Annotated in this window: 15 protein-coding genes and 1 pseudogene; 11 read left to right on the plus strand and 5 right to left on the minus strand. The window is 66.8% G+C overall.

Annotation, left to right across the window (positions count from 1 at the left end; genetic code table 11):
* Positions 1 to 35 precede the first annotated feature (35 nt).
* From HALZIN_RS0111030 to HALZIN_RS0111085, 10 genes are all read left to right on the plus strand, one after another.
* Complete coding sequence (locus HALZIN_RS0111030) at positions 36 to 1,298, plus strand: NupC/NupG family nucleoside CNT transporter (RefSeq protein ID WP_031384273.1); 1,263 nt, start codon at positions 36 to 38, stop codon at positions 1,296 to 1,298.
* An 87-nt stretch (positions 1,299 to 1,385) separates the two neighbouring features.
* Positions 1,386 to 2,165, plus strand: a complete 780-nt coding sequence (gene deoC, locus HALZIN_RS0111035) for a deoxyribose-phosphate aldolase (protein WP_031384274.1) — start codon at positions 1,386 to 1,388, stop codon at positions 2,163 to 2,165.
* A complete protein-coding gene (gene deoA / locus HALZIN_RS0111040; RefSeq protein WP_051907482.1) occupies positions 2,165 to 3,514 on the plus strand; it encodes a thymidine phosphorylase in 1,350 nt (449 codons plus the stop codon). Before deoC ends, deoA begins: the two co-directional genes overlap by 1 nt.
* Before the next feature lie 110 nt (positions 3,515 to 3,624).
* On the plus strand, positions 3,625 to 4,353 hold the full coding sequence (gene deoD, locus HALZIN_RS0111055) for a purine-nucleoside phosphorylase (RefSeq protein WP_031384276.1): 729 nt from the start codon (positions 3,625 to 3,627) through the stop codon (positions 4,351 to 4,353).
* Entirely contained in the window at positions 4,350 to 4,772 is a 423-nt protein-coding gene (cdd, locus tag HALZIN_RS0111060; RefSeq protein WP_031384277.1) for a cytidine deaminase, read from the plus strand. The genes deoD and cdd overlap by 4 nt, the downstream gene beginning before the upstream one ends.
* A gap of 137 nt (positions 4,773 to 4,909) precedes the next feature.
* Complete coding sequence (locus tag HALZIN_RS0111065; protein ID WP_031384278.1) at positions 4,910 to 5,830, plus strand: J domain-containing protein; 921 nt, start codon at positions 4,910 to 4,912, stop codon at positions 5,828 to 5,830.
* Positions 5,814 to 6,236, plus strand: coding sequence for a hypothetical protein (locus HALZIN_RS0111070; protein WP_031384279.1), 423 nt, complete (start codon positions 5,814 to 5,816; stop codon positions 6,234 to 6,236). The genes HALZIN_RS0111065 and HALZIN_RS0111070 overlap by 17 nt, the downstream gene beginning before the upstream one ends.
* Before the next feature lie 257 nt (positions 6,237 to 6,493).
* On the plus strand, positions 6,494 to 8,065 hold the full coding sequence (locus HALZIN_RS0111075; protein ID WP_031384280.1) for a BCCT family transporter: 1,572 nt from the start codon (positions 6,494 to 6,496) through the stop codon (positions 8,063 to 8,065).
* Positions 8,062 to 10,098: a CocE/NonD family hydrolase gene (locus HALZIN_RS0111080; protein ID WP_031384281.1), complete on the plus strand. Its 2,037-nt coding sequence runs from the start codon at positions 8,062 to 8,064 to the stop codon at positions 10,096 to 10,098. Before HALZIN_RS0111075 ends, HALZIN_RS0111080 begins: the two co-directional genes overlap by 4 nt.
* Before the next feature lie 65 nt (positions 10,099 to 10,163).
* Complete coding sequence (locus tag HALZIN_RS0111085) at positions 10,164 to 11,096, plus strand: LysR substrate-binding domain-containing protein (protein WP_084173526.1); 933 nt, start codon at positions 10,164 to 10,166, stop codon at positions 11,094 to 11,096.
* Positions 11,097 to 11,103: 7 nt separating this feature from the next.
* On the opposite strand, the gene HALZIN_RS0111090 is transcribed toward HALZIN_RS0111085, so the two are convergent.
* From HALZIN_RS0111090 to HALZIN_RS0111100, 3 genes are all read right to left on the minus strand, one after another.
* Complete coding sequence (locus HALZIN_RS0111090; RefSeq protein WP_035575314.1) at positions 11,104 to 13,416, minus strand: mechanosensitive ion channel family protein; 2,313 nt, start codon at positions 13,414 to 13,416, stop codon at positions 11,104 to 11,106.
* A 105-nt stretch (positions 13,417 to 13,521) separates the two neighbouring features.
* On the minus strand, positions 13,522 to 16,683 hold the full coding sequence (locus tag HALZIN_RS0111095) for an efflux RND transporter permease subunit (RefSeq protein ID WP_031384284.1): 3,162 nt from the start codon (positions 16,681 to 16,683) through the stop codon (positions 13,522 to 13,524).
* Entirely contained in the window at positions 16,683 to 17,969 is a 1,287-nt protein-coding gene (locus tag HALZIN_RS0111100) for an efflux RND transporter periplasmic adaptor subunit (RefSeq protein WP_035575315.1), read from the minus strand. Before HALZIN_RS0111100 ends, HALZIN_RS0111095 begins: the two co-directional genes overlap by 1 nt.
* A gap of 134 nt (positions 17,970 to 18,103) precedes the next feature.
* Between HALZIN_RS0111100 and HALZIN_RS0111105 the strand changes: the two genes are divergently transcribed.
* The gene (locus HALZIN_RS0111105; RefSeq protein WP_031384286.1) at positions 18,104 to 18,724 is read left to right on the plus strand and encodes a TetR family transcriptional regulator; all 621 of its coding nucleotides are present in this window, start codon (positions 18,104 to 18,106) and stop codon (positions 18,722 to 18,724) included.
* A gap of 146 nt (positions 18,725 to 18,870) precedes the next feature.
* Here the strand turns inward: HALZIN_RS0111105 and HALZIN_RS17905 are convergent.
* Positions 18,871 to 19,023: pseudogene (locus HALZIN_RS17905) on the minus strand (fructosamine kinase family protein); the annotation flags it as partial.
* 27 nt (positions 19,024 to 19,050) lie between these two features.
* Positions 19,051 to 20,184 carry a GNAT family N-acetyltransferase gene (locus HALZIN_RS0111110; RefSeq protein ID WP_031384287.1) on the minus strand — a complete coding sequence of 378 codons (1,134 nt, stop codon included), beginning with the start codon at positions 20,182 to 20,184 and terminating at the stop codon, positions 19,051 to 19,053.
* Positions 20,185 to 20,310 lie beyond the last annotated feature (126 nt).

Below are 20,310 nucleotides of genomic sequence, written 5' to 3' on the forward strand. Positions count from 1 at the left end.
TTCGAGCTGACAAGACGTTAACAAAAGGAAGCCCCATGACCATTATCATGAGCCTGGTCGGGATGGCGGTACTGATTCTGATCGCGCTGCTGTTTTCCAGCAACCGACGCGCCATCCGGCTGCGTACCGTGGGTGGCGCCTTCGTCATCCAGGCCAGTATCGGCGCCTTCGTGCTCTATGTGCCGTTTGGCCAGACAGTGCTCAAGACCATCTCCGACGCCGTCAACCAGGTCGTGCAATACGCCGACGACGGCATCAGCTTTCTGTTCGGCAGCCTCGCCGACCCCGGCAGCGGCGTGGGCTTCATCTTCGCCATCAAGGTACTGCCGGTGATCATCTTCTTCTCGTCGCTGATCGCGGTGCTCTATTACCTGGGCATCATGCAGTGGGTGATCCGCCTTCTCGGCGGCGCGTTGCAGAAGGTGCTGGGCACCTCGCGGACCGAGTCGATGTCGGCCACCGCCAATATCTTCGTCGGCCAGACCGAGGCGCCGCTGGTGGTGCGTCCGTTCATCGCCAACATGACCCGCTCCGAACTGTTCGCGGTGATGTGCGGCGGACTGGCCTCGGTGGCCGGCTCGGTGCTCGGCGGCTATGCCGCGCTGGGCATTCCCATGGAGTATCTGGTTGCGGCCTCGTTCATGGCGGCCCCGGGCGGCCTGCTGTTCGCCAAGCTGATCATGCCCGAGACCGAAAAGCCCAACGACGACACCCAGCAGGTCGAGCAGATCGAGGCCGAGGAGAAGCCCTCCAACGTGCTCGACGCCGCGGCCGGCGGGGCGTCCTCGGGGCTTTTGCTGGCCGCCAACGTCGGCGCCATGCTGCTCGCCTTCATCGCGCTGATCGCACTGATCAACGGCCTGCTCGGCGGCATCGGCGGCTGGTTCGGCATGGATAGCCTGAGCCTGGAGATGATTCTCGGCTGGCTGTTCGCGCCGCTGGCCTTCCTGCTCGGCATTCCCTGGGACGAGGCCATCGTCGCCGGCTCGTTCATCGGCCAGAAACTGGTGGTCAACGAGTTCGTCGCCTTCATCAATCTGGCCCCCTACATCGAGGGCGAACAGATGGTGGCGTCCACCGGCCAGGTGATGAGCGAGCACACTCAGGCGGTGCTGTCCTTCGCGCTGTGCGGTTTCGCCAACCTGTCGTCGATCGCCATCCTGCTCGGCGGGCTGGGCAGCATGGCCCCCAACCGCCGCCACGAGATCGCCAGCTTCGGCCTCTTGGCGGTGCTCGCCGGCACGCTGTCCAACCTGATGTCCGCGGTGATCGCCGGGCTGTTCATCAGCCTGGCCTGAATCACCGCCGGGGTCGGCGGATCGAGCGCCCGGCGCGCTCGGTTCGCCGTCGCTCCTGCAGCGCTCTACTACAACGGTGACCTAACGATGACAGTACGCCAAGACCTCGCCCGCCGGGCCCTGGCCCTGATGGATCTGACCAGCCTCAACGACGACGACACCGATGCGCGGATCGTCGCCCTGTGCCGTCAGGCGGCCACGCCCGCCGGCCACCCGGCCGCGGTCTGCATCTACCCGCGGTTCATCGCCACCGCGCGCCAGGCGCTCGCCGATGCCGGACTGGCCGGCCGGGTGGCGATCGCCACGGTAACCAATTTTCCCCACGGCGCGGCCGATGTCGCCGCCGCCGAGGCCGAAACCCGCCAGGCGATCGAAGCCGGGGCCGACGAAGTCGACGTGGTGTTTCCCTACCGCGCGCTGATGGCCGGCGACGAAGCGATTGGCCACGCGCTGGTCGAGGCCTGCAAGGCGGCCTGCGGCGCGCGCTGCCTGAAGGTGATCATCGAAAGCGGCGAGCTCGCCGATACCGCGCTGATAGCCCGGGCAAGCCGGATCGCCATCGCCGCCGGCGCCGACTTCATCAAGACCTCCACCGGCAAGGTCACGATCAACGCCACCCTCGAGGCCGCCGAGATCATGCTCACCGCGATCCGCGACAGCGGTCGCGAGGTCGGCTTCAAGGCCGCCGGCGGGGTGCGCCGCGCCGACGACGCCGCCCAGTATCTCGATCTGGCGGCGCGGCTGATGGGCGATGCCTGGGTCGCCCCCGCGCATTTTCGTTTCGGTGCCTCGAGCCTGCTCGGCAATCTGCTCGAGATCCTCGACATCGCCCAGCCCGGCGACGAGACGACATCGGGAGGCTACTGATGCTCAATTCGGAGATCATCCGCGCCAAGCGCGACGGCCAGGCCCTCGACGCGTCAGCGATCCGCCAGTTCGTCAGCGGTATCGCCGACGGCAGCGTGGGCGACGAGCAGATCGGCGCCTTCGCCATGGCGATATTCCTCAACGACATGAACGATGTCGAGCGCATCGCCCTGAGCGAGGCGATACGCGACTCGGGCGAGGTGCTCGACTGGCGCGACATGGACCTGCCCGGTCCGGTGATCGACAAGCACTCCACCGGCGGCGTGGGCGACGTGGTGTCGCTGGTGCTCGGCCCCTGGGTCGCCGCCTGCGGCGGCCACGTGCCGATGGTATCCGGGCGCGGGCTGGGCCACACCGGCGGCACGCTGGACAAGCTCGAGTCGATCCCCGGTTACGATATCGCCCCCTCCAGCGCGCGGTTTCGGCAGCTGGTCAAGGACGCGGGCGTGGCGATCATCGGCCAGACCGGCGATCTGGCCACCGCCGACAAGCGCTTCTATGCGGTGCGCGACGTCACCGCGACGGTCGAATCGATCCCGCTGATCGTCGCCTCGATCCTCGGCAAGAAGCTCGCCTGCGGGCTCGATGCGCTGGTGATGGACGTCAAGACCGGCGGCGGTGCCTTCATGCCCACGCACTCCGCCTCTAAAGAACTCGCGGTGGCGATCGCCACCATCGCCACCGGCGCCGGCACCCCGACCCGCGCGCTGATCACCGACATGGATCAGGTGCTGGCGGGCAGCGCCGGCAACGCCGTCGAGGTCGCCGAGGCGCTCGCCGTGCTGCGCGGCGAGCGCCACGACAGCCGCTTGTACCGGGTGACCCGTGCACTGGCCGTCGAGATGCTCAAGGCCGGCGGACTGGCCGACGACGACGCCGAGGCGGTCACGCGACTCGATACGGCGCTCGCCTCGAGGGCCGCCGCCGAGCGCTTCGCGCGGATGGTCGCGGGGCTCGGCGGCCCGGCGGACATCGTCGAGCGCAGCGACCGTTACCTGCCCAAGGCGCCGGTGGTGCGTCCGGTCTACGCGGGCGAAAGCGGCCATCTCGCCGCCATGGACACCCGCGCGCTGGGCATGGCGGTGGTCGAACTGGGCGGCGGACGCCGCCAGGCCGGCGCGGCAATCGATCACGCGGTGGGGCTCAGCGAGATCGTCGCGCTCGGCGAACGTGTCGACGGCGAGCGGCCGCTGGCCGTCGTCCACGCGCGCAGCGAGGCCGACGCCGAGCGCGCCGCGGCCAGCCTGCGTGCGGCCATGCAGCTCGGCGAGGCACCCCCGCCGCGCCTGCTGATCCATGCCATCGTCGGCCCCGACGGTCGTGTAACCGAACCCGGAGGATACTCATGAAACGCGCCCTCGTGCTGGTACTCGATTTCTTCGGCATCGGCAACGCGCCGGATGCCGCGGCGTTTGGCGCCAAGCCCACCGTTGCGTCACGAACCGTCTGAGGAAGCCCCATGCCCACCCCCCATATCGACGCCCAGCCGGATGACTTCGCCGATACCGTGCTGATGCCCGGCGACCCGCTGCGCGCCCAGTTCATCGCCGAGACGTTTCTCGAAGAGGTCGAGTGCGTCAACCGCGTGCGCAACATGCTCGGCTTCACCGGCACCTACGGGGGCCGCCGGCTATCCGTCATGGGCAGCGGCATGGGGATCCCGTCGCTGTCCATCTACGCCAAGGAGCTGATCACCGAATACGGCGTCAAGCGCCTGGTACGGGTCGGCTCCTGCGGCGCGGTGCGCGATGACGTGGCGGTCAACGACATCGTCGTCGGCATGGGCGCATGCACCGATTCGGGCGTCAACCGCGCACGTTTCAATGGCCACGACTTCGCCGCCATCGCCGACTTCGAGCTGACCCGGCATGCCGCCGACGCCGCCCGGGAGCGTGGCACCAAGGTCTTGGTCGGCAATCTGTTCTCGGCGGATCTGTTCTACACGCCGGACGTCGAGTTCTTCCAGACCCTGAAGCGCCTCGGCATTCTCGGCGTCGAGATGGAAGCCGCCGGCCTGTACGGCGTCGCCGCGGAATTCGGCGCCCGCGCGCTGACCGTGTGCACGGTCTCCGACCATATCCTCGAGGGCGACGCGCTCGACGCCCAGGCGCGCCAGACCGGCTTTGCCGAGATGATGGCGATCACCCTGGAAGGGTTGCTCAGAGATGACCAGGAGACCCGGCCATGAGCACCATCGACCCGAGCGTCGTCGAGCGCCTGCTGGCGGTGCGCGACCAGGCCTACACGCCCTATTCCGAGCATCCGGTGGGCGCGTTGATCGAGACCGCCGCCGGCCGGCGCTACGCCGGCTGCAACGTCGAGATCGCCAACTACAAGGGGCTGTGCGCCGAGGCCGGGGCGATCGCCGCGATGGTCGCCAACGGCGAACGGCGCATCGACACGCTCTACGTGATCGGCCCCGCCGAACATCTGTGCACGCCCTGCGGCGACTGCCGGCAACGGATGCGCGAATTCGCCTCGCCGGCGACGCGCATCCACGTCCTCGATGGCCGCGGGCAGTGGCTGAAGAGCTACACCATGGATGCCCTGCTGCCCGACTCGTTCGGCCCCGAGAACATCGGCAAGCCCTCGCCAATGCACGACTGAACGAGCCCCGCCCCGCTCAAGCGGCGCTGCGTGAGACCATCGGCGCAGTGCCGCCCCGCCCATCCAACGCAGCACTTGGGTATACTCGGCCTTCCGTGATTCGCTCGCCTCAATCTGCAATCCGCCCGGAGTCGTCGATGGTCTCAGCGCGTTTCTCGCCGTTCGAGCTGCTGCTGCTCAAGAGCCGCAACCAGACGGACACTGCCGCTCTGCTGTTGCTGGCCTGGGTGATGGTCAGCAAGGGCAACGTGCTGCCCGAGGACAAGCACTACCTGGAGACCCTCGCCGACGGCTTTCGCCACGGCCACGCCCTGGACCCGCTGGTCGAGATCGCCGCCGGCCAGGACATGAGCGCCATCCAGCTGGCCGCCGAAGTGCTGCAGAAGGACCGGTGGAACGAGCGGTCGTTCCCGTTCCTGCGTCAGGCCATCGGCCTGGCCACCAGCAACGCTCGGCTGGCCGCCAGCAACAACCATATCCTGCGCTTTCTCGCCGATCTGCTGGGCGTCGCCCCGGCGGCCTTCAACCAGCTTTTCCAGGAGGTCGCCGGACGCCCCCTGGAAAGCCCCGAAGACCCGAGCCGCGCCGATTACTGGCAGGCCCGCGAGCACGCCCGTCAGCAACAATCCCAGCGCGAACAGGCCCGCGAGCGAGAACGTGAGCGAAAGCACGAACAAGAACAGCAATCGCGGCAACGCCAGCGCGACGAGCAGGACGAAAGTCGCCACAGGGATCGTGAAGCGCATCAGCGTAGAGCGCGCGAAGAGCATGCCTATCAGCATCATTCGCACCGCCAGGGCGCCGATGACCGGGACAAGCGCCATCGTGACGCTCGGCCGCCACCGGGCGATCGCTCGCTGCGCGCGCTGCATGTGCTGGGTCTCGACGCCCAGGCCACCCGCGGCGACATCAAGAAGGCCTATCGGCGGCTCGCCCAGACCCACCACCCCGATCGCTTCTACAGCCACGGCGAGCGGCGCATGGCAACCGCCTCGCAGCGCTTCCAGCGGATCAAGAACGCCTACGAGTATTTGATGCAAGATGCGCGATTTGTATAAACGCCTGGAAATCGAACCGAGCGCCGACGACGCCTCGATCGGCGCGGCCATCGAGGCCTGCGACAACAGCGCCCTGAAGGCCGACGCCGCCGCGGTACTGCGCGTCGGCGCCCGACGCGAAGCCTATGACGGCCTGCACGGCATGCTCAGCGAACTGGGCCGGCTGCGTGCGCGGCTGGGGCTGACCCACGGCGCGTACTGGCGGGGCGACGTGGCCAACGACTTCTCGCTGGCCCCCGATCTCGCCCAGTCGCGCCACGACGAACTAATCGCCAAGCTCGACGCTGCGATGGCCGCGCAGGCGACGCTGAGGCACCAGCGGCGGCGGATGCCGTGGTTGCTGGCTGGGGTCACGGCACTCGGAGGCGCGGCCTTTGCCCTGGGCTGGATCAGCGGCGGCCTCTAGGCGAAGCGGGCAGCCAACCCGCCCAGCGAACCGCCCCCACACTGTCGCTTCAGCGTTTTACTCTCCTGCCTTCCTTTGTCGTCCCGCTGTTACCGGGTGACCCGGCCACGCGGTTTCTGCAACGCTCCCGCCGGCCATGCGCTACACGCATGGCCTCATTCCCAGGTTGCGTTGGGAATCCCTCCAGCAGCAGCGGTAGAGTGGCTCGCCATGCTGACGGCAGATGCGCCGTACAATAACGACAACGGAGATGAGTGATGCAGACTTCCCTACGGCCACTGGTATTCTGGCCGACTTTTCTCGTGCTATTGGCGGCAGTGATCGCCAGTTACATCGATCTGGAGGCGTTCCTGGCGACCGCCAGCGCGCTAAACGATGCGGTGCTGACCAACTTTTCCTGGCTCTTCAGCCTGGGTAGCCTTTACCTGCTGATCATGGCGGTGATCGTCTACTTCTCTCCGCTTGGCCGTATCCGTATCGGCGGCCGGGACGCCACGCCGCTGCTTTCCCGCCTGCGCTGGTTCTCGATCACGCTGTGTACCACCCTGGCCGTCGGCGTACTGTTCTGGACCACCGCCGAGCCGCTCTACCATTACATGGGGCCACCCGTTTCAAGCGGCCTGGAGGCCGGTTCGAGCGACGCCATGCTGTTCGCCATGTCGACCATGTTCCTGCACTGGTCGTTCACGCCTTATGCGATCTACGCCGTGCCGGCGCTGATCTTCGCCCTGGCCTTCTACAACCTGCGTCTGCGCTTCTCGATCTCGAGCATGCTGGAGCCGATCCTCGGCCCCAGGGTGAAGCGCTTCGGCGGGCTGATCGATGCGGTCGCGCTCTATGCGCTGGTGGCCGGCATGGCGTCTTCGCTGGGCACCGGCGCACTGACCCTGGCCGGCGGCGCGGGCCAGTATCTCGGCGGCGAGACCAGCCCACTGCGGCTCGGCGTGATCATCGCCATCATCGTGGTGACCTTCGTCGTTTCCGCGGCCAGCGGTCTGCAGAAGGGGATCGCCCGGCTGTCGTCGCTGAACGCCATTCTGCTGCTGATTCTCGGCATATTCATGTTCATCGTCGGCCCGACGGTGTTCTGTCTGGCGCTGGGCGTCGAGTCGTTCGGCGTCTATCTCGACAATTTCTTCACCAAGAGCCTGTTCACCGGCGCCGCGGGCAACGACCAGTGGCCGCAGTGGTGGTCGATCTTCTACTGGGCGGTGTGGTTCGCCTGGGCACCGGTGGCGGCGCTGTTCCTGGGCAAGATCTCGCGGGGCTATACCGTGCGCGAGTTCCTGCGCGTCAACCTGCTCTACCCGGCGCTGTTCGCCAGCGTGTGGATCCTGATCTTCTCGGGCACCGCGCTCTACTTCCAGTCGCATCTCGACACGGGTGGCGCCGATCTGTATGCCGTGCTCAACGATCGCGGCGTCGAGAACGTGCTCTACGAGCTGTTCCGCCAGTTGCCGTTCTCGCAGGTGTGGATTCCGCTGCTGCTGTTCATCGCCTACATCTCCTACGTCACCGCGGCGGATTCGCAGACCGACGCCATCGGCAATCTCTGCACCCGCGGCCTGACCGCCGACTCCGACCTCAATGCCGGCGTGCCGATGAAGGTGATCTGGGGCGTGATCGTCGGCGTGGTCTCCTGGGTCATGGTCAGCTTCGTGGGAATCGACGGCATCAAGATGCTCTCCAACCTGGGCGGGTTGCCCGCCATGCTGATCGTGCTGCTGGCCAGCGGTTCGCTGTGGGTCTGGCTCAAGCATCCAGGGCGGCTCGACACGGTGCCGACACGCAAGACCCCCTCACCCACCACCGCCAAGGACGAGGCATGAAGATCAGACAGGACTTCCCGCACCGCGTGCGCGAAATCGAGAACCAGTGGATCGTGCTGGCCGACGGCACTCGCCTGGCCGCCAGAATCTGGCTGCCGGAGGATGCCGAGTCAAGGCCGGTGCCGGCGATCCTCGAGTACCTGCCCTACCGCAAGCGGGACGGCACGGCGGTTCGCGACGAGCTGACCCACCCCTGGTTCGCCGGCCACGGCTATGCCTGCGTGCGGGTCGACATGCGCGGCAACGGCGAATCCGACGGCCTGATGGAGGACGAGTACGCCCCCCAGGAGCAGGCCGATGCGCTGGAAGTGATCGGCTGGATCGTCAGCCAGCCCTGGTGCGACGGCAAGCTCGGCATGATGGGCATCTCCTGGGGCGGCTTCAACGGCCTGCAGGTGGCCGCGCTCAGGCCCGAGCCGCTCAAGGCGATCATCACGCTATGCTCCACCGACGACCGCTACGCCGACGATATCCACTACAAGGGCGGCAACATGCTGCTGGAGAATCTAGGCTGGGCGGCGACCATGCTGAGCTTTTCCGCCGCCGTGCCCGACCCCGCGCTGGTCGGCGACCGCTGGCGCGAGATGTGGCAGCAGCGGCTCGACAACATGCCGTTGCTGGCCGAGACCTGGTTGAGTCACCAGCACCGGGACGACTACTGGCGTCACGGCTCGATCTGCGAGAGCTACGAAGATATCGAGGCCGCAGTCTACATGATCAGCGGCTGGGGGGATTCGTACATCAATACGATCCCGCGCATGATGGAGAATCTCTCCTGCCCCAGGAAGGCGCTGCTGGGGCCGTGGATGCACAAGTATCCGCACTTCGCGACCCCCGATCCGGCCATCGGCTTCCTGCAGGAGGCGCTGCGCTGGTGGGACTACTGGCTCAAGGATGTCGACACCGGGATCATGGACGAGCCGGAATGCACCTTCTACCTGCAGGATGGCGTACCGCCGGCGCCCAAGTATCTCGAACGCCCCGGCCAGTGGGTGCGCACCCACGGCTGGCCCTCGCCAGCCGACGAGATCGAGACGGTCGCGCTCGGCCTTGGCGATCACGGCCTGGAATCCGGCGGCCGATTGAGTGAAGACCGCCTGATCGCCTCGCCGCTCACCGCCGGCTCGCTGCAGGGCGAGTACATTCCGCTGTGGTTCGGCGCCGACTTTCCGCCGGATCAGCGCCGCGACGATGGCCTCTCGCTGACCTTCGACTCCGCGCCCTACGCCGAGGGGCTCGACATCCTCGGCCAGCCGGCGGTGTCGGTGACCCTGACCAGCAGCGATGCGTGCGGCCAGTTCCACGTGCGTCTGTGCGACGTCGCCCCCAGCGGGGAAAGCGCGCTGATCAGCTACGCCACGCTCAACCTCAACCTGCGCGACGACCCGGGCACGATCGTCCCGCCGGTACCCGGTGAGCCAATGGACGTGCGGGTGGCGCTAGACCTGATCGGCTACCGCCTGCCCAGGGGCCACCGCCTGCGCGTGGCGCTCTCCAGCGCCAGCTTTCCGTTGGTGTGGTCACCTCGGAAACGCGCCGATCTGACACTCAAGGCGGGCCAGCCAATACTGGAGCTGCCGCTTTCCAGGGCCGACTATATCGCGATGCCGTTCGAACCGCCGGAAAGCGCCCGGCCCTGCCGGGTCGACACCCTGCGTGCCGGCCAGCCCAGGCGCACCATCAGCGAGGATGTCGGCAGCGGCGAGGTGACGGTGACGGTCGAGGACGACATGGGCGATATCCGCTTCACCGATCACGGCCTGCGCGTCGAGCAGCGGGCGAAGGAGGTCTATATCAGCCACCCGACCGATGCCACGCGTACCCGCGCCGACATCGAGTGGGTCTACCGTGCCAGCCGCGACGAAGCCCATGGCGGTAGAGAAGCGCAGTTCGCGGTGGAAGTGACCAGTCGCTATCGCCTGCATTGCGACGAACACACTTTCTATCTCTCCGCCGAGCAGATCGCCCATGAAGGCGAGGTCCGAGTGAGCGAGAAGTCGTGGACACGGGAGATTCCGCGTACGGCCATCTGACGGTGACTCCTCCCACGGGGGCCGGTTCCGGGGCCTGCCGTGTTATGCTCCGGAGCCGTGATCCCATGGCTCCGGATGCTTTCATGCCCTCGCGCGATCCTCTCCCGCCGCTGTCCTGCCTGCGCGCTTTCGAAGCGGCCGCGCGGAATGCCAGCTTCACGCAGGCCGGCAGCGAACTCCACCTGACCCAGAGCGCCATCAGCCGCCAGATCAAGCGCCTGGAGGGCGACCTCGGCCGCCCGCTGTTCGAGCGTCATCACGACGGCCTGCGTATGACGCCCGCCGGCGAGCACTACTTCCGCATCGTCCAGGGCGTGCTGCGTGAGCTCCGCGACGAGACGGCACGGCTGCGCCGACGCAGCGGCGAGCGTCAGCTCACGCTGGCCTCGAGCCCGACCATCGCCTCGATCTGGCTGGCGCGACAACTGCCGGATTTCCAGCACGCCCACCCCGATATCGAGATTCGCATTCTCACCGTCGAGGACCCCCACCGTCTCGACCTGGCGGAATTCGATCTCGGTATCTATTACCACGTGCCTAACGAGGTCGACCCGCCCGGCCTGAACGCCGAGGCGATCTTCGATCACGAAGAGGTAGCCGCGGTCTGCAGCCCGGTCTACCTGGAGCGCCAGGGTGGCGTGCGCGATCCGAGCGATCTGCTCGCCCATCACACGTTGATGGTGGTCGAGGACCACTACCACGACTGGCTGACCTGGGAGACCTGGTATCGCGAGCTGGCCTTCGACTGGCATCCGCCCGCCCACACCCTGCGCGCCAACAGCTTCCAGCTGCTTATGAATGCCACCCTGGCCGGCCAAGGCGTGACGCTGGGCTGGACGCGACTGCTGGCCGCCGAGCTCGACCAGGGCACCCTGGTGCGCGCCATGCCAGCCTCGCTGCCCAGCCGCGGACGCCTCTCGCTGCTCATGCCCCGGCACCGGCACCTCAGCGAACCGATGCGCGCCTTCCGCGAATGGGTGTTGTCGCCCTCCGCCTGAGCCACGACTACTGCGGCGCCTCGCCCTCCTGGGCGCCTTCCTGGGCGCGCGAGGTCTCGCCGGGAACGCTCATGGTCCGCGCGGCGTCGGGGGACGAGCCGCGCCCCGGGCCGCCGCCGCCATCCCCGAAGGGCGGATTCTCGAACACCACGCTGAGCCGCGGCAGCGACAGGTCAACGCCATCGCTATCCATGCGCTGCTTGAGGCGCAGGTTGAAGGCCCGCGCCACGTCCCACTGCATCAGCGGGCTGGTGCGCATGCGCACGCGCAGGATCGCCGCGCCCTGATCGAAGCTATCGATACCCTGCAGCTCGAGCGCCGACCAGATGTGATGACGCATCATCGGGTCCTGGCGCAGCTCGTCGGCGACCTCGCGGACCAGCGCGATGGCGTCGTCGATGGGCATGGTGTGGGGGATGCGGATGCGCAACAGGGCGATGCCGAATTCACGGGCGAAGTTCTGGATGCCCTTGATCTGGCTGAACGGAATGATATGCACGATGCCATCGAGATCGCGCAGCCGCACGGTGCGCAGGCTGAGTGCTTCGACCGTGCCCATGTGCTCGCCGACATCGACGAAGTCGTCGATCGACAGCGAATCCTCGATGAGGATGAACAGCCCGGTGATCAGATCCTGGACCAGCGTCTGGGCGCCGAAGCCGATCGCCAGGCCGATCACCCCGGCACCGGCGAGCAGCGGCGTGACGTTGACGCCGAGATTGGCCAGCCCGACGATCGAGGCGATCACCAGAATGGTGAAAAACACCACGTTGCGGACCATCGGCGTAATGGTCTGGGCGCGGGTACTGTTGATGCGTCGCCCGCGCGTGCCAGAGGCGCTGCGCAGCGCCCGCTGGATGGCGGTATCGGCGAAGATCCACACCAGCCAGGCCAGCAGCACGGTCAGTCCGATGCGCAGCAGCGCCTGGCCGATGCGCGCGCTGATCGCGCCCTCGTCGCCGATCCCCAGCAACGAGAAGCCCCAGATGCGCAGCGACAGCTCGGCGAACAGCACCCAGCACAAAAACTGCGCCAGGGTCGAGAAGAAGCGCTTGAGCCGACGCCGGTACTGCGAGGTGCGCTTGGCCGCGCCGACCCGCTCGGCATGGCGGCGCAGCCCGCCGCTGACGACCAGCGTCAGCACCAGCAGCGCAGCGCCCAGGATCGCCCGGGTGAAGGCGCCGTCGGCCTCGCCTGCCGAGACGAAGATCGCCGCCAGCGAGACGCCGATCAACAGCAGCGCGGGAATGTGCCAGTAATTGCCCAGCATGATGGCCAGATCGCGTAGCGAGCTCTGATCGCGACGCTCGGCGTAGGGCCGGTTGCGGATCAGATGCTTGACCGGGCGCCGCAGCCGGATCACCAGCGCCCCGCTCATCACCCCGGCGAGCACGTTGGCGAGCACCGACAGCCAACTGGCCAGGTCGCCGCCGAGCAGCGTCGTCAACCGCTCGCTGTTGACCGCGTCGCCGAACGCGGCCAGCGCGCCGATCATGAACAGCCGGCGCGGCGCCTGCTGGCGCAGGATGGCCACCGCCATCCGACGATGTCCACGGGTAAAGACCGAGATCACCACGTCGAACACCGCCGACAGGCCCCGTCCGCAGAGCGTCACGTAGGCGATGACCAGCACCGTGGCGCGGGCCGGGGTGGGTGCCGAAAGCCAGCGCAGGCTGGTCAGCATCACCAGGAAGGCGAGTATCCAGGGCAGGGCCTTGCGCAGGAAATGCACGACCAGCAGCCAGGCGGGTGGCTCGGGGGGCAATGTCAGAGGCCAGCCGTTGCGCCGCGCCAACAAGCGACCGGCGCCCATCAATAGCGTCAGCAGCGCGAACCACACCGCCATCAGCATGGCCGCTTCGGCGGTTTGACGCATCAGTTCGAGACGCCCCATCGACTCGGCCAGTTCGACGGTGTCGTCCGCAGCGCGCTTCGCGCGTTGCGCCCAGACATTCAATGGCGACTGACCGGCGTCGGCCTGCTCGCCAAGATCGGTGAACGAGTCGGCCAGCGCGCCCAGCAGGCCCTGGGGCGAGTCGCCCGGTTTGTCGGTCTTCAGCGCCCCGGTGCTCTCGCGTAGCGTCTTGAGCTGCTTGAGCAGGTCAGCGCGGCGCGCGTCGTCCTCGAGCGTGGCGATCACGCTATCCAGCGATTCGCTCAGCTGTTCGGGCTCGGCCTGCGAGTTGCCGTCCGCGTTGCCGCCGCCTCCGGTCAAGGCGTCGAGCGCTAGCCCCTGGCCCGGCGCCGTGGCGGAGAACGCCAGCCCCAGGCAGACCCCGACCACCCCGACCAGCCGTCTGAGAAGCGCCCTGCCCGGCATGTCATCTCCCTCTATAAATGGCCTTCGCGATCAGCAAGCCTGACGCCTGATCACGACAAAGCCAAGACCGGGGCCTTGGCTTTTATCGGATACCGCTGCGGCCTGTCAGCCGCCGGGGCTGTCGCTCGCGGACCGAGGGGCGTCGTCGTCACTGGCGGACTTGCCGCGCTTGCGGTCGAACCAGTCCTCGAAGCGCATCACCAGCATGAAGAACATCGGCACGAAGAAGATCGCGATCAACGTGGCGCCGAGCATCCCGCCGATCACTGCGGTACCGATCGAGTGGCGGCTCGCCGAACTCGCCCCGGAGGCGATCGCCAGCGGTATGACCCCGACGATGAACGCGAACGAGGTCATGATGATCGGCCGGAAACGCAACCGCGCGGCCTCCTTGGCCGACTCGACGATGCCCTTGCCGGCCTGGCGCTGCTCGACGGCGAATTCGACGATCAGGATCGAGTTCTTGGCCGCCAGGCCGATCAGCACCAGCAGGCCGACCTGGAAGTAGACGTCGCCGGCCAGGCCGCGCAGATACATCGCCAGCACCGCCCCGAGCATGGCGAACGGCACCGCGGTGATGACTACCAGCGGCAGCGACCAGCGCTCGTACTGCGCGGCGAGGATCAAGACCACCATCACCACGCCGAAGATGAACGCCAGCATGGAGTTGCCCGACGAACTCTGCTGCTGGTACGCCTCGCCGGTCCAGCCCAGCCGATAGCCGTCGCCGACCACCTCGTCGACCACGGACTGCATCGCCGCCAGTGCCTGACCGGAGCTGTAGCCCTCGGCCGGCTGGCCCTGGATCTTGGCCGCCGGGAACAGGTTGAAACGCTGGATGATGCTCGGCGCCTGGCTGCGCGTCATCGTCACCACGCTGGACAGCGGCACCATCTCGCCGCTATCGGCGCGCACGTAGATCTTGCCCAGATCGTCCGGCGTGTCGCGGTACTCGCCCTCCGACTGCAGGTTGACCTGAAAGTTACGGCTGAACATCGTGAAATCGTTGACGTACAGCGTGCCGAAGGTGCTCTGCATGGTGGCATAGACGTCGTCCAGCGAGAGCCCCATGCTGCGCGCCTTGTCGCGATCCACCGTGGCGCTGTAGATGGGTACCTGGGTGTTCATGGTGGTACGCACCTGCGACAACTCCGGGCGCTGATTGGCGGCCTTGGCCAGGGCCTGCGCACTGGCTTCGATCGCCTGCGGCGAGGCGCCTTCGGTGGACTGCAGGAAGCCCTCGAAACCGCCGGTGGTCGACATGCCCTGGATCGGCGGCGGATTGAAGGCGATCACCCGGCCCTCGGGATGGCGAGCGCCCATCTGGATCGTTCGGCCGACAAGCTCCGAGGCGGTGGCCTCACGCTCGGCCCAGTCCTCGAGGGTCACGAAGGCCACCCCGGCGTTGGATAGCTGGGCGCTGGCGAGGATGTCGTAGCCAGCGAACGAGACCACGCTCTTGACCCCGTCGAAGTCGAGAATGTCGTCGATCACCCCTTGGTTATAGGTGTCGGTGCGCTGCAGCGACGAGGCCGCCGGCAACTGGGTGATCGCCAGGTAGAAGCCCTGGTCCTCGGACGGCACCAGCCCGCTGGGCAGCCGCGTGAACAGCAGCGCGGTGATCGCGCAGAAGCCCAGGAACAGCACCACGCCCAGCAGCGCGCGCTTGATCATGAAGCTCACCCCGGCGAGATAACCGCGGGTAGCGCGTTCGAAGACCCGGTTGAACCAGCGAAACGGCGCTGCCGGCTGCTTGTCGTGAGGCTTGAGGAACAGCGCGCACATCGCCGGCGACAGGGTCAGGGCGACGATCGCCGAGATCAGCACCGAGATGGCGATGGTGATCGCGAACTGGCTGTACAACTGGCCGGAGATGCCGCCCAGGAACGCCACCGGAATGAACACCGCCGCCATCACCAGGGTGACCGCGATGATCGGCCCGGAAATCTCGCTCATCGCCTTGAGCGCGGCCGCCTTGGCCGAGACATCTTCCTCTTCCATGATCCGCTCGACGTTCTCGATGACGATGATCGCGTCATCGACGACGATGCCGATCGCCAGGATCATGCCGAACAGCGTCAGCAGGTTGATCGAATAGCCCAGCAGGTACATCCCGGCGAAGGTGCCGACGATCGAGATCGGCACGGCGACGATCGGCACGATCGCCGCCCGCCACTTCTGCAGGAACACGAAGACCACGAACACCACCAGTGCCAGCGCCTCGACGAAGGTTTGCACGACTTCCTCGATCGACAGCCTGACGAACTCGGTGGTGTCGTAGGGAACGGAATATTGCATGCCCTCGGGAAAACTCGCCGAGAGCCTTTCCAGGGTCTCGTTGACCGCCGCGGCGGTTTCCAGGGCGTTGGCCCCGGGCTGCAGGAAGATCCCGATCGGCACGGTGGGCTGATTGTTCAGCCGCCCGACGAACGAGTAATCCTGAGCGCCCAGCTCGACCCGCGCGACGTCGCCGAGCTTGAGCGAACCGCCGCTTTCGTCGGTACGCAGCAGGATGTCGCGGAACTGATCGACGCTGGTGAAGCGGCCCTCGGTGGTGATGGTGAAGGTATACGGACGCGGGTCCTGCATCGGCTCGGCGGCCAGCTTGCCGGCCGGGAACTGAGTATTCTGCTGGCTGATGGCATCGGCCACCTCGCTGGCGGTGATGTCGTAATCGGCCATCTTCGCCGGGTCGAGCCATACGCGGATCGAATAATCCTTGGCGCCGAACAGTTGGGCGTTGCCCACCCCCTGGGTGCGCTTGAGCGCATCGATGACGTTGACCAGCGCATAGTTGCTGAGAAACACCGGATCGTATTCGCCGTTGGTCGACGACAGCGTGGCCACCTGGAGAATGCTCGACGAACGCTTCTGGACCTGCACGCCCTGCTGCTGGACGACGCTGGGCAACTGCGCCATGGCCTGCTGGACACGATTGTTGACGTCGATCGTCGCCTGGTCGGGGTCGGTGCCGATGGCGAAGGTCACCGCCAGCGACAACGCCCCGCTATCGGCACTGGTCGAATTGATGTAGAGCAGGTTGTCGACGCCGTTGATCGCCTGTTCCAGCGGCGCCGCCACGGTCTCCGAAATGGTCTGGGCGCTGGCCCCCGGATAGGTGGCGTTGATCTGGACCTCGGGCGGCACCAGTTGCGGGTACTGCTCGACCGGCAGCACCCGCAGAGCCATCACCCCGGCAATCACGATGACGATCGACAGCACGGTGGCGAACACCGGGCGCCGGATGAAGAAACTCGATACATTCATCAGCCGTTGGCTCCTTTCGCGGCGCTGCCGGACTCACCGCCACCCGCCTGAGGCTCCTTCTGCGCGGCGTTCTGCGCGCCCTGGGCTTGCTGCTGGCCGTCGCCCTGATTCTGCTGGGCCGACGCCGGCGTGCTGTCCGCCTTGCCGTCGAAGGGCTGCGCTTCGATCGCCCGACCCGGCTGGGCGCTGGGCACGTTGGACACGATCACCCGCTGGCCGGCCTCGAGGCCGCTCTGGATGGCGATCCACGCGCCGGAGCGCTCACCCAGCTCGACCGTCACCGGCTTGGCCTTGCCGCTGGCGTCGACGATGTAGACCTGCGGCCCCTCACGGCCTTCGGTGACGGCGATCTCGGGCACCGCCAGCAGGTTCGGCAGCACCAGTCCATCGAGGGTCAGACGCACGAACTGGCCGGGCAGGAACAGCGCATCGGGATTGTCGAAGGTCGCCTGGGCCTGGACGGTACCGGTGTCCGGGTCGACCCGCGAACCGAGGAAGCTCAGTTCGCCAGTCAGGCGGTCATCGCCCAGCCCGTCACGCGACGTGGCTATCGGCGTGATCGTTTGTTGCGCGTCACTCGCCCGACGCTGCAGGCGAATCGCCATGGCGTCTTCGGGCGGCAGCGAGAAACGCGCCTGCAGCGTCTTCAACGGCGTGATGGTGGCGAGCAGTTGTGGGGCCTGAACCAGATTGCCGACGTTGATCTCGCTCAAGCTGATCTGGCCGGCGACCGGCGCCTCGACGGTGCTGTAATCGAGATCAAGCTGGGCATCGTTGAGTGCCGCCTGGGCCTGGGCGACCGACGCCTGGGCGGCGAGCAGATCGGCACGCGCCTCGTCGCGTTGCTGCTGGCTGACCGAATTCTGCTGGTAGAGACGCTGATAGCGTTCCCAGTTGCGCTGGGCGCGGTACAGCTCGGCCTGGGCGCTCTCGAGACCGGCCTGACGCTGGCTGACCACCGCCTGATAGCGATCCGGCTCGATGACGAACAACGCTTGACCCTGCTCGACGTTGGCACCTTCGTCGAACTGGCGCTTCTGCAACACACCGGTGACCCGTGCCATCACGTCGACCTGCTGCTCGCTGCGCAGCAGCGCCGAATACTGCTTGTCGACCGGCAGATCGCGCGGCTCGAGTTCCAGCACCTGCGCCTTGAGCGGCGGCTGTTGCTGTTGCTGGCCGCCGCCCGACTGTTGCGAGGACTCCTCGCTACAGCCGGCCAGCCCCAGCGCCAGAACCACCAGCCATATCCAGCCCGCGCGGCCTGCGCTCACCGATGTACGCATCGCATTATCCCTTGGTCTTGTCTCAGTGGGCTGGAAGCCTACATCCATACACCAGTGAATGTAAACACTCGCCCGTTACGTTAAACTGACTTCAAGAAAGCGCCCCCATTTCGAACCCAGAGCACGTAAGCGCCATGCCCAGACGCACCAAAGCCGAAGCCGAAGCCACACGCGAGGCGCTGCTCGACGCCGCCGAAGCGCTGTTTCACGGCAAGGGCGTCGCACGCACCTCGCTTGAGCAGATCGCCCGTCACGCCGGCATGACCCGCGGCGCGGTCTACTGGCACTTCAAGAACAAGGCGGATCTGTTCCACGCCCTGCTCGAGCGCGTGCGATTACCCTTCGAGGAACTCACCGAGGATATCGAGGCCGCCCATGGCAACGCCTCGCCCCTGGAATGCATCCGCCTGGCCTGTCACGAGAGTTTTCAGCGTCTGGAACAACCCAGCTATCAGCGCATCCATTCGATCCTTATCCATCGTTGCGAATTCTTCAGCGACATCGACCCCCTGGAGATGCAGCGCCGGCTGAGCCGCGAATGCTTCGGCGCGATGCGCGAGAAGTTCCGGCAGGCCGCGCAATACGACCAACTGGAAGCGTCGATAACGCCGGAGATGGCCACGGAGCTGCTGCAGTGCTGTCTCGGCGGGTTGTTTCACGACTGGCTGCGTGATCCGCAGAATCACTCGTTGCGCGAACGCGGCGGGCCGATCGTCGACACCCTGTTCAAGTTGATACGCCACGACGCCGGCTAGCTAGGAGTCTGTCGGGCTTGGCCGATCGTCACGAGAAGCACGGGTTTCGAGTCAAATTTATCGATCGATTGAGGCGAATAGCGCGCTATTTAACGAAATGGATCGATGGAATTGGCCGAAAGGCCGGGATTCGCAGCAGGTCAGTGTCAAGTCCGACGCGCTCCTAGGCCAAGCCAGCCCATCCAGCGCTCAGGCGAGTTCGCGATGCTGCGCATCACCGTGCTGCGATAGCCGCCGCCGAACACTTGCAGATGGTTGAGCAATGGATAGCGTTGAAATAGCGTCTGCCGGCGCGGCCAGTCGCTCGGCCAGGCAGCGGCGCTCGCTCAATCGCGGCGAAACGGCAGGCGGGCCTCGGCGGCCAGGTGATAGGCGGCGACATGCGCGCGCTCCTCGGCGCAGAAGCGGGCGACAGCATGGCGAAAGCCGGGATGGGCAATATGGTGCAGCGAACGCAGCCGGCGCGGCGCGAATCCGCGGCTGAGCTTGTGCTCGCCCTGGGTGCCGGGGTCGAACCGCGTCAGGCCGTGAGCCAGGCAGTGCTCGATGCCCTGGTAGTAGCAGGTTTCGAAATGCAGGCAATCGGCTTCGACCTCGCTGCCCCAGTAGCGCCCGTAGAGGGTTTCGCTGCCCTGCAGGCACAGCGCGGCGGCTACCGGTCGCTCGCCGTGGCGCGCCTGTATCAGCAGCAACGCCTCGGGCATCGTCGCGCGCAGACGGCGGAAGAAATTCAGCGTCAGGTAGGGCTGCTGGCCACGCTCGAAATAGGTCATCTGGTAGCAGCGATAGAAATGCGCCAGCGCGGCCGTGTCGATCGCCTGACCGGAGAGCCGGCGCATGGTCAGGCCCTGCTCGGCGACGCGTCGGCGCTCGCGCTTGACCTCCTTGCGGCGTTTGGCGCTCAGCGCGGCGAGAAAGCCCGCGAAGTCGCCGAAGCCGCGATCCCGCCACTGGAACTGTAGCGCCTGGCGCTCGAGCAATTCGGGGCGCACCGCCAGCCAGGCGTCGACCTCGTCGTCCTCGGCGAACAGCAGGTGCCAGCTGGACAGCGCATCGTCACAGCAGTGCCCGGCCAGCGCCGCGATCACCGCCTGGCGTTCGATGCCCGGCGCCAGCAGCAGCCGCGGGCCGGGCACCGGCGTGAAGGGGATCGCCGTCAGGCCCTTGGGGTAGTAATCGCCGCCGGCGCGCTCCCAGGCATCCGCCCAGGCCCAGTCGAAGACGTATTCGCCATAGGAGTGATCCTTGCGATAGCGCGGCAGCGCGGCGACGAGCGCGCTGCCGCTCCGGACCAGCAAGTGTCGCGGCGTCCAGCCGCTCGCCGCACTCACCGCCTCGCTGGCCTCGAGGGCATGCAGGAATTCGTGACGCAGAAAAGGCTGATCGGCCGGCACCAGCGCATTCCAATCCGTGACCGACACCTGTTCCATGGCGGCGATCGTCTCGATCTCCCACTGCATCCCATCCTCCCTGTCGCTGCACTGCGCCTGGTAACGAACGCTTGCTGCACGGCTGTCGTTTCGCCGGCAATGATAAGGGGCCCCCACGACACGCGCGCTCAGACGCCAACTCCGCCGCCAGGTGGC

It is taken from the genome of Halomonas zincidurans B6, assembly GCF_000731955.1.
GTDB classification, from domain to species: domain Bacteria; phylum Pseudomonadota; class Gammaproteobacteria; order Pseudomonadales; family Halomonadaceae; genus Modicisalibacter; species Modicisalibacter zincidurans.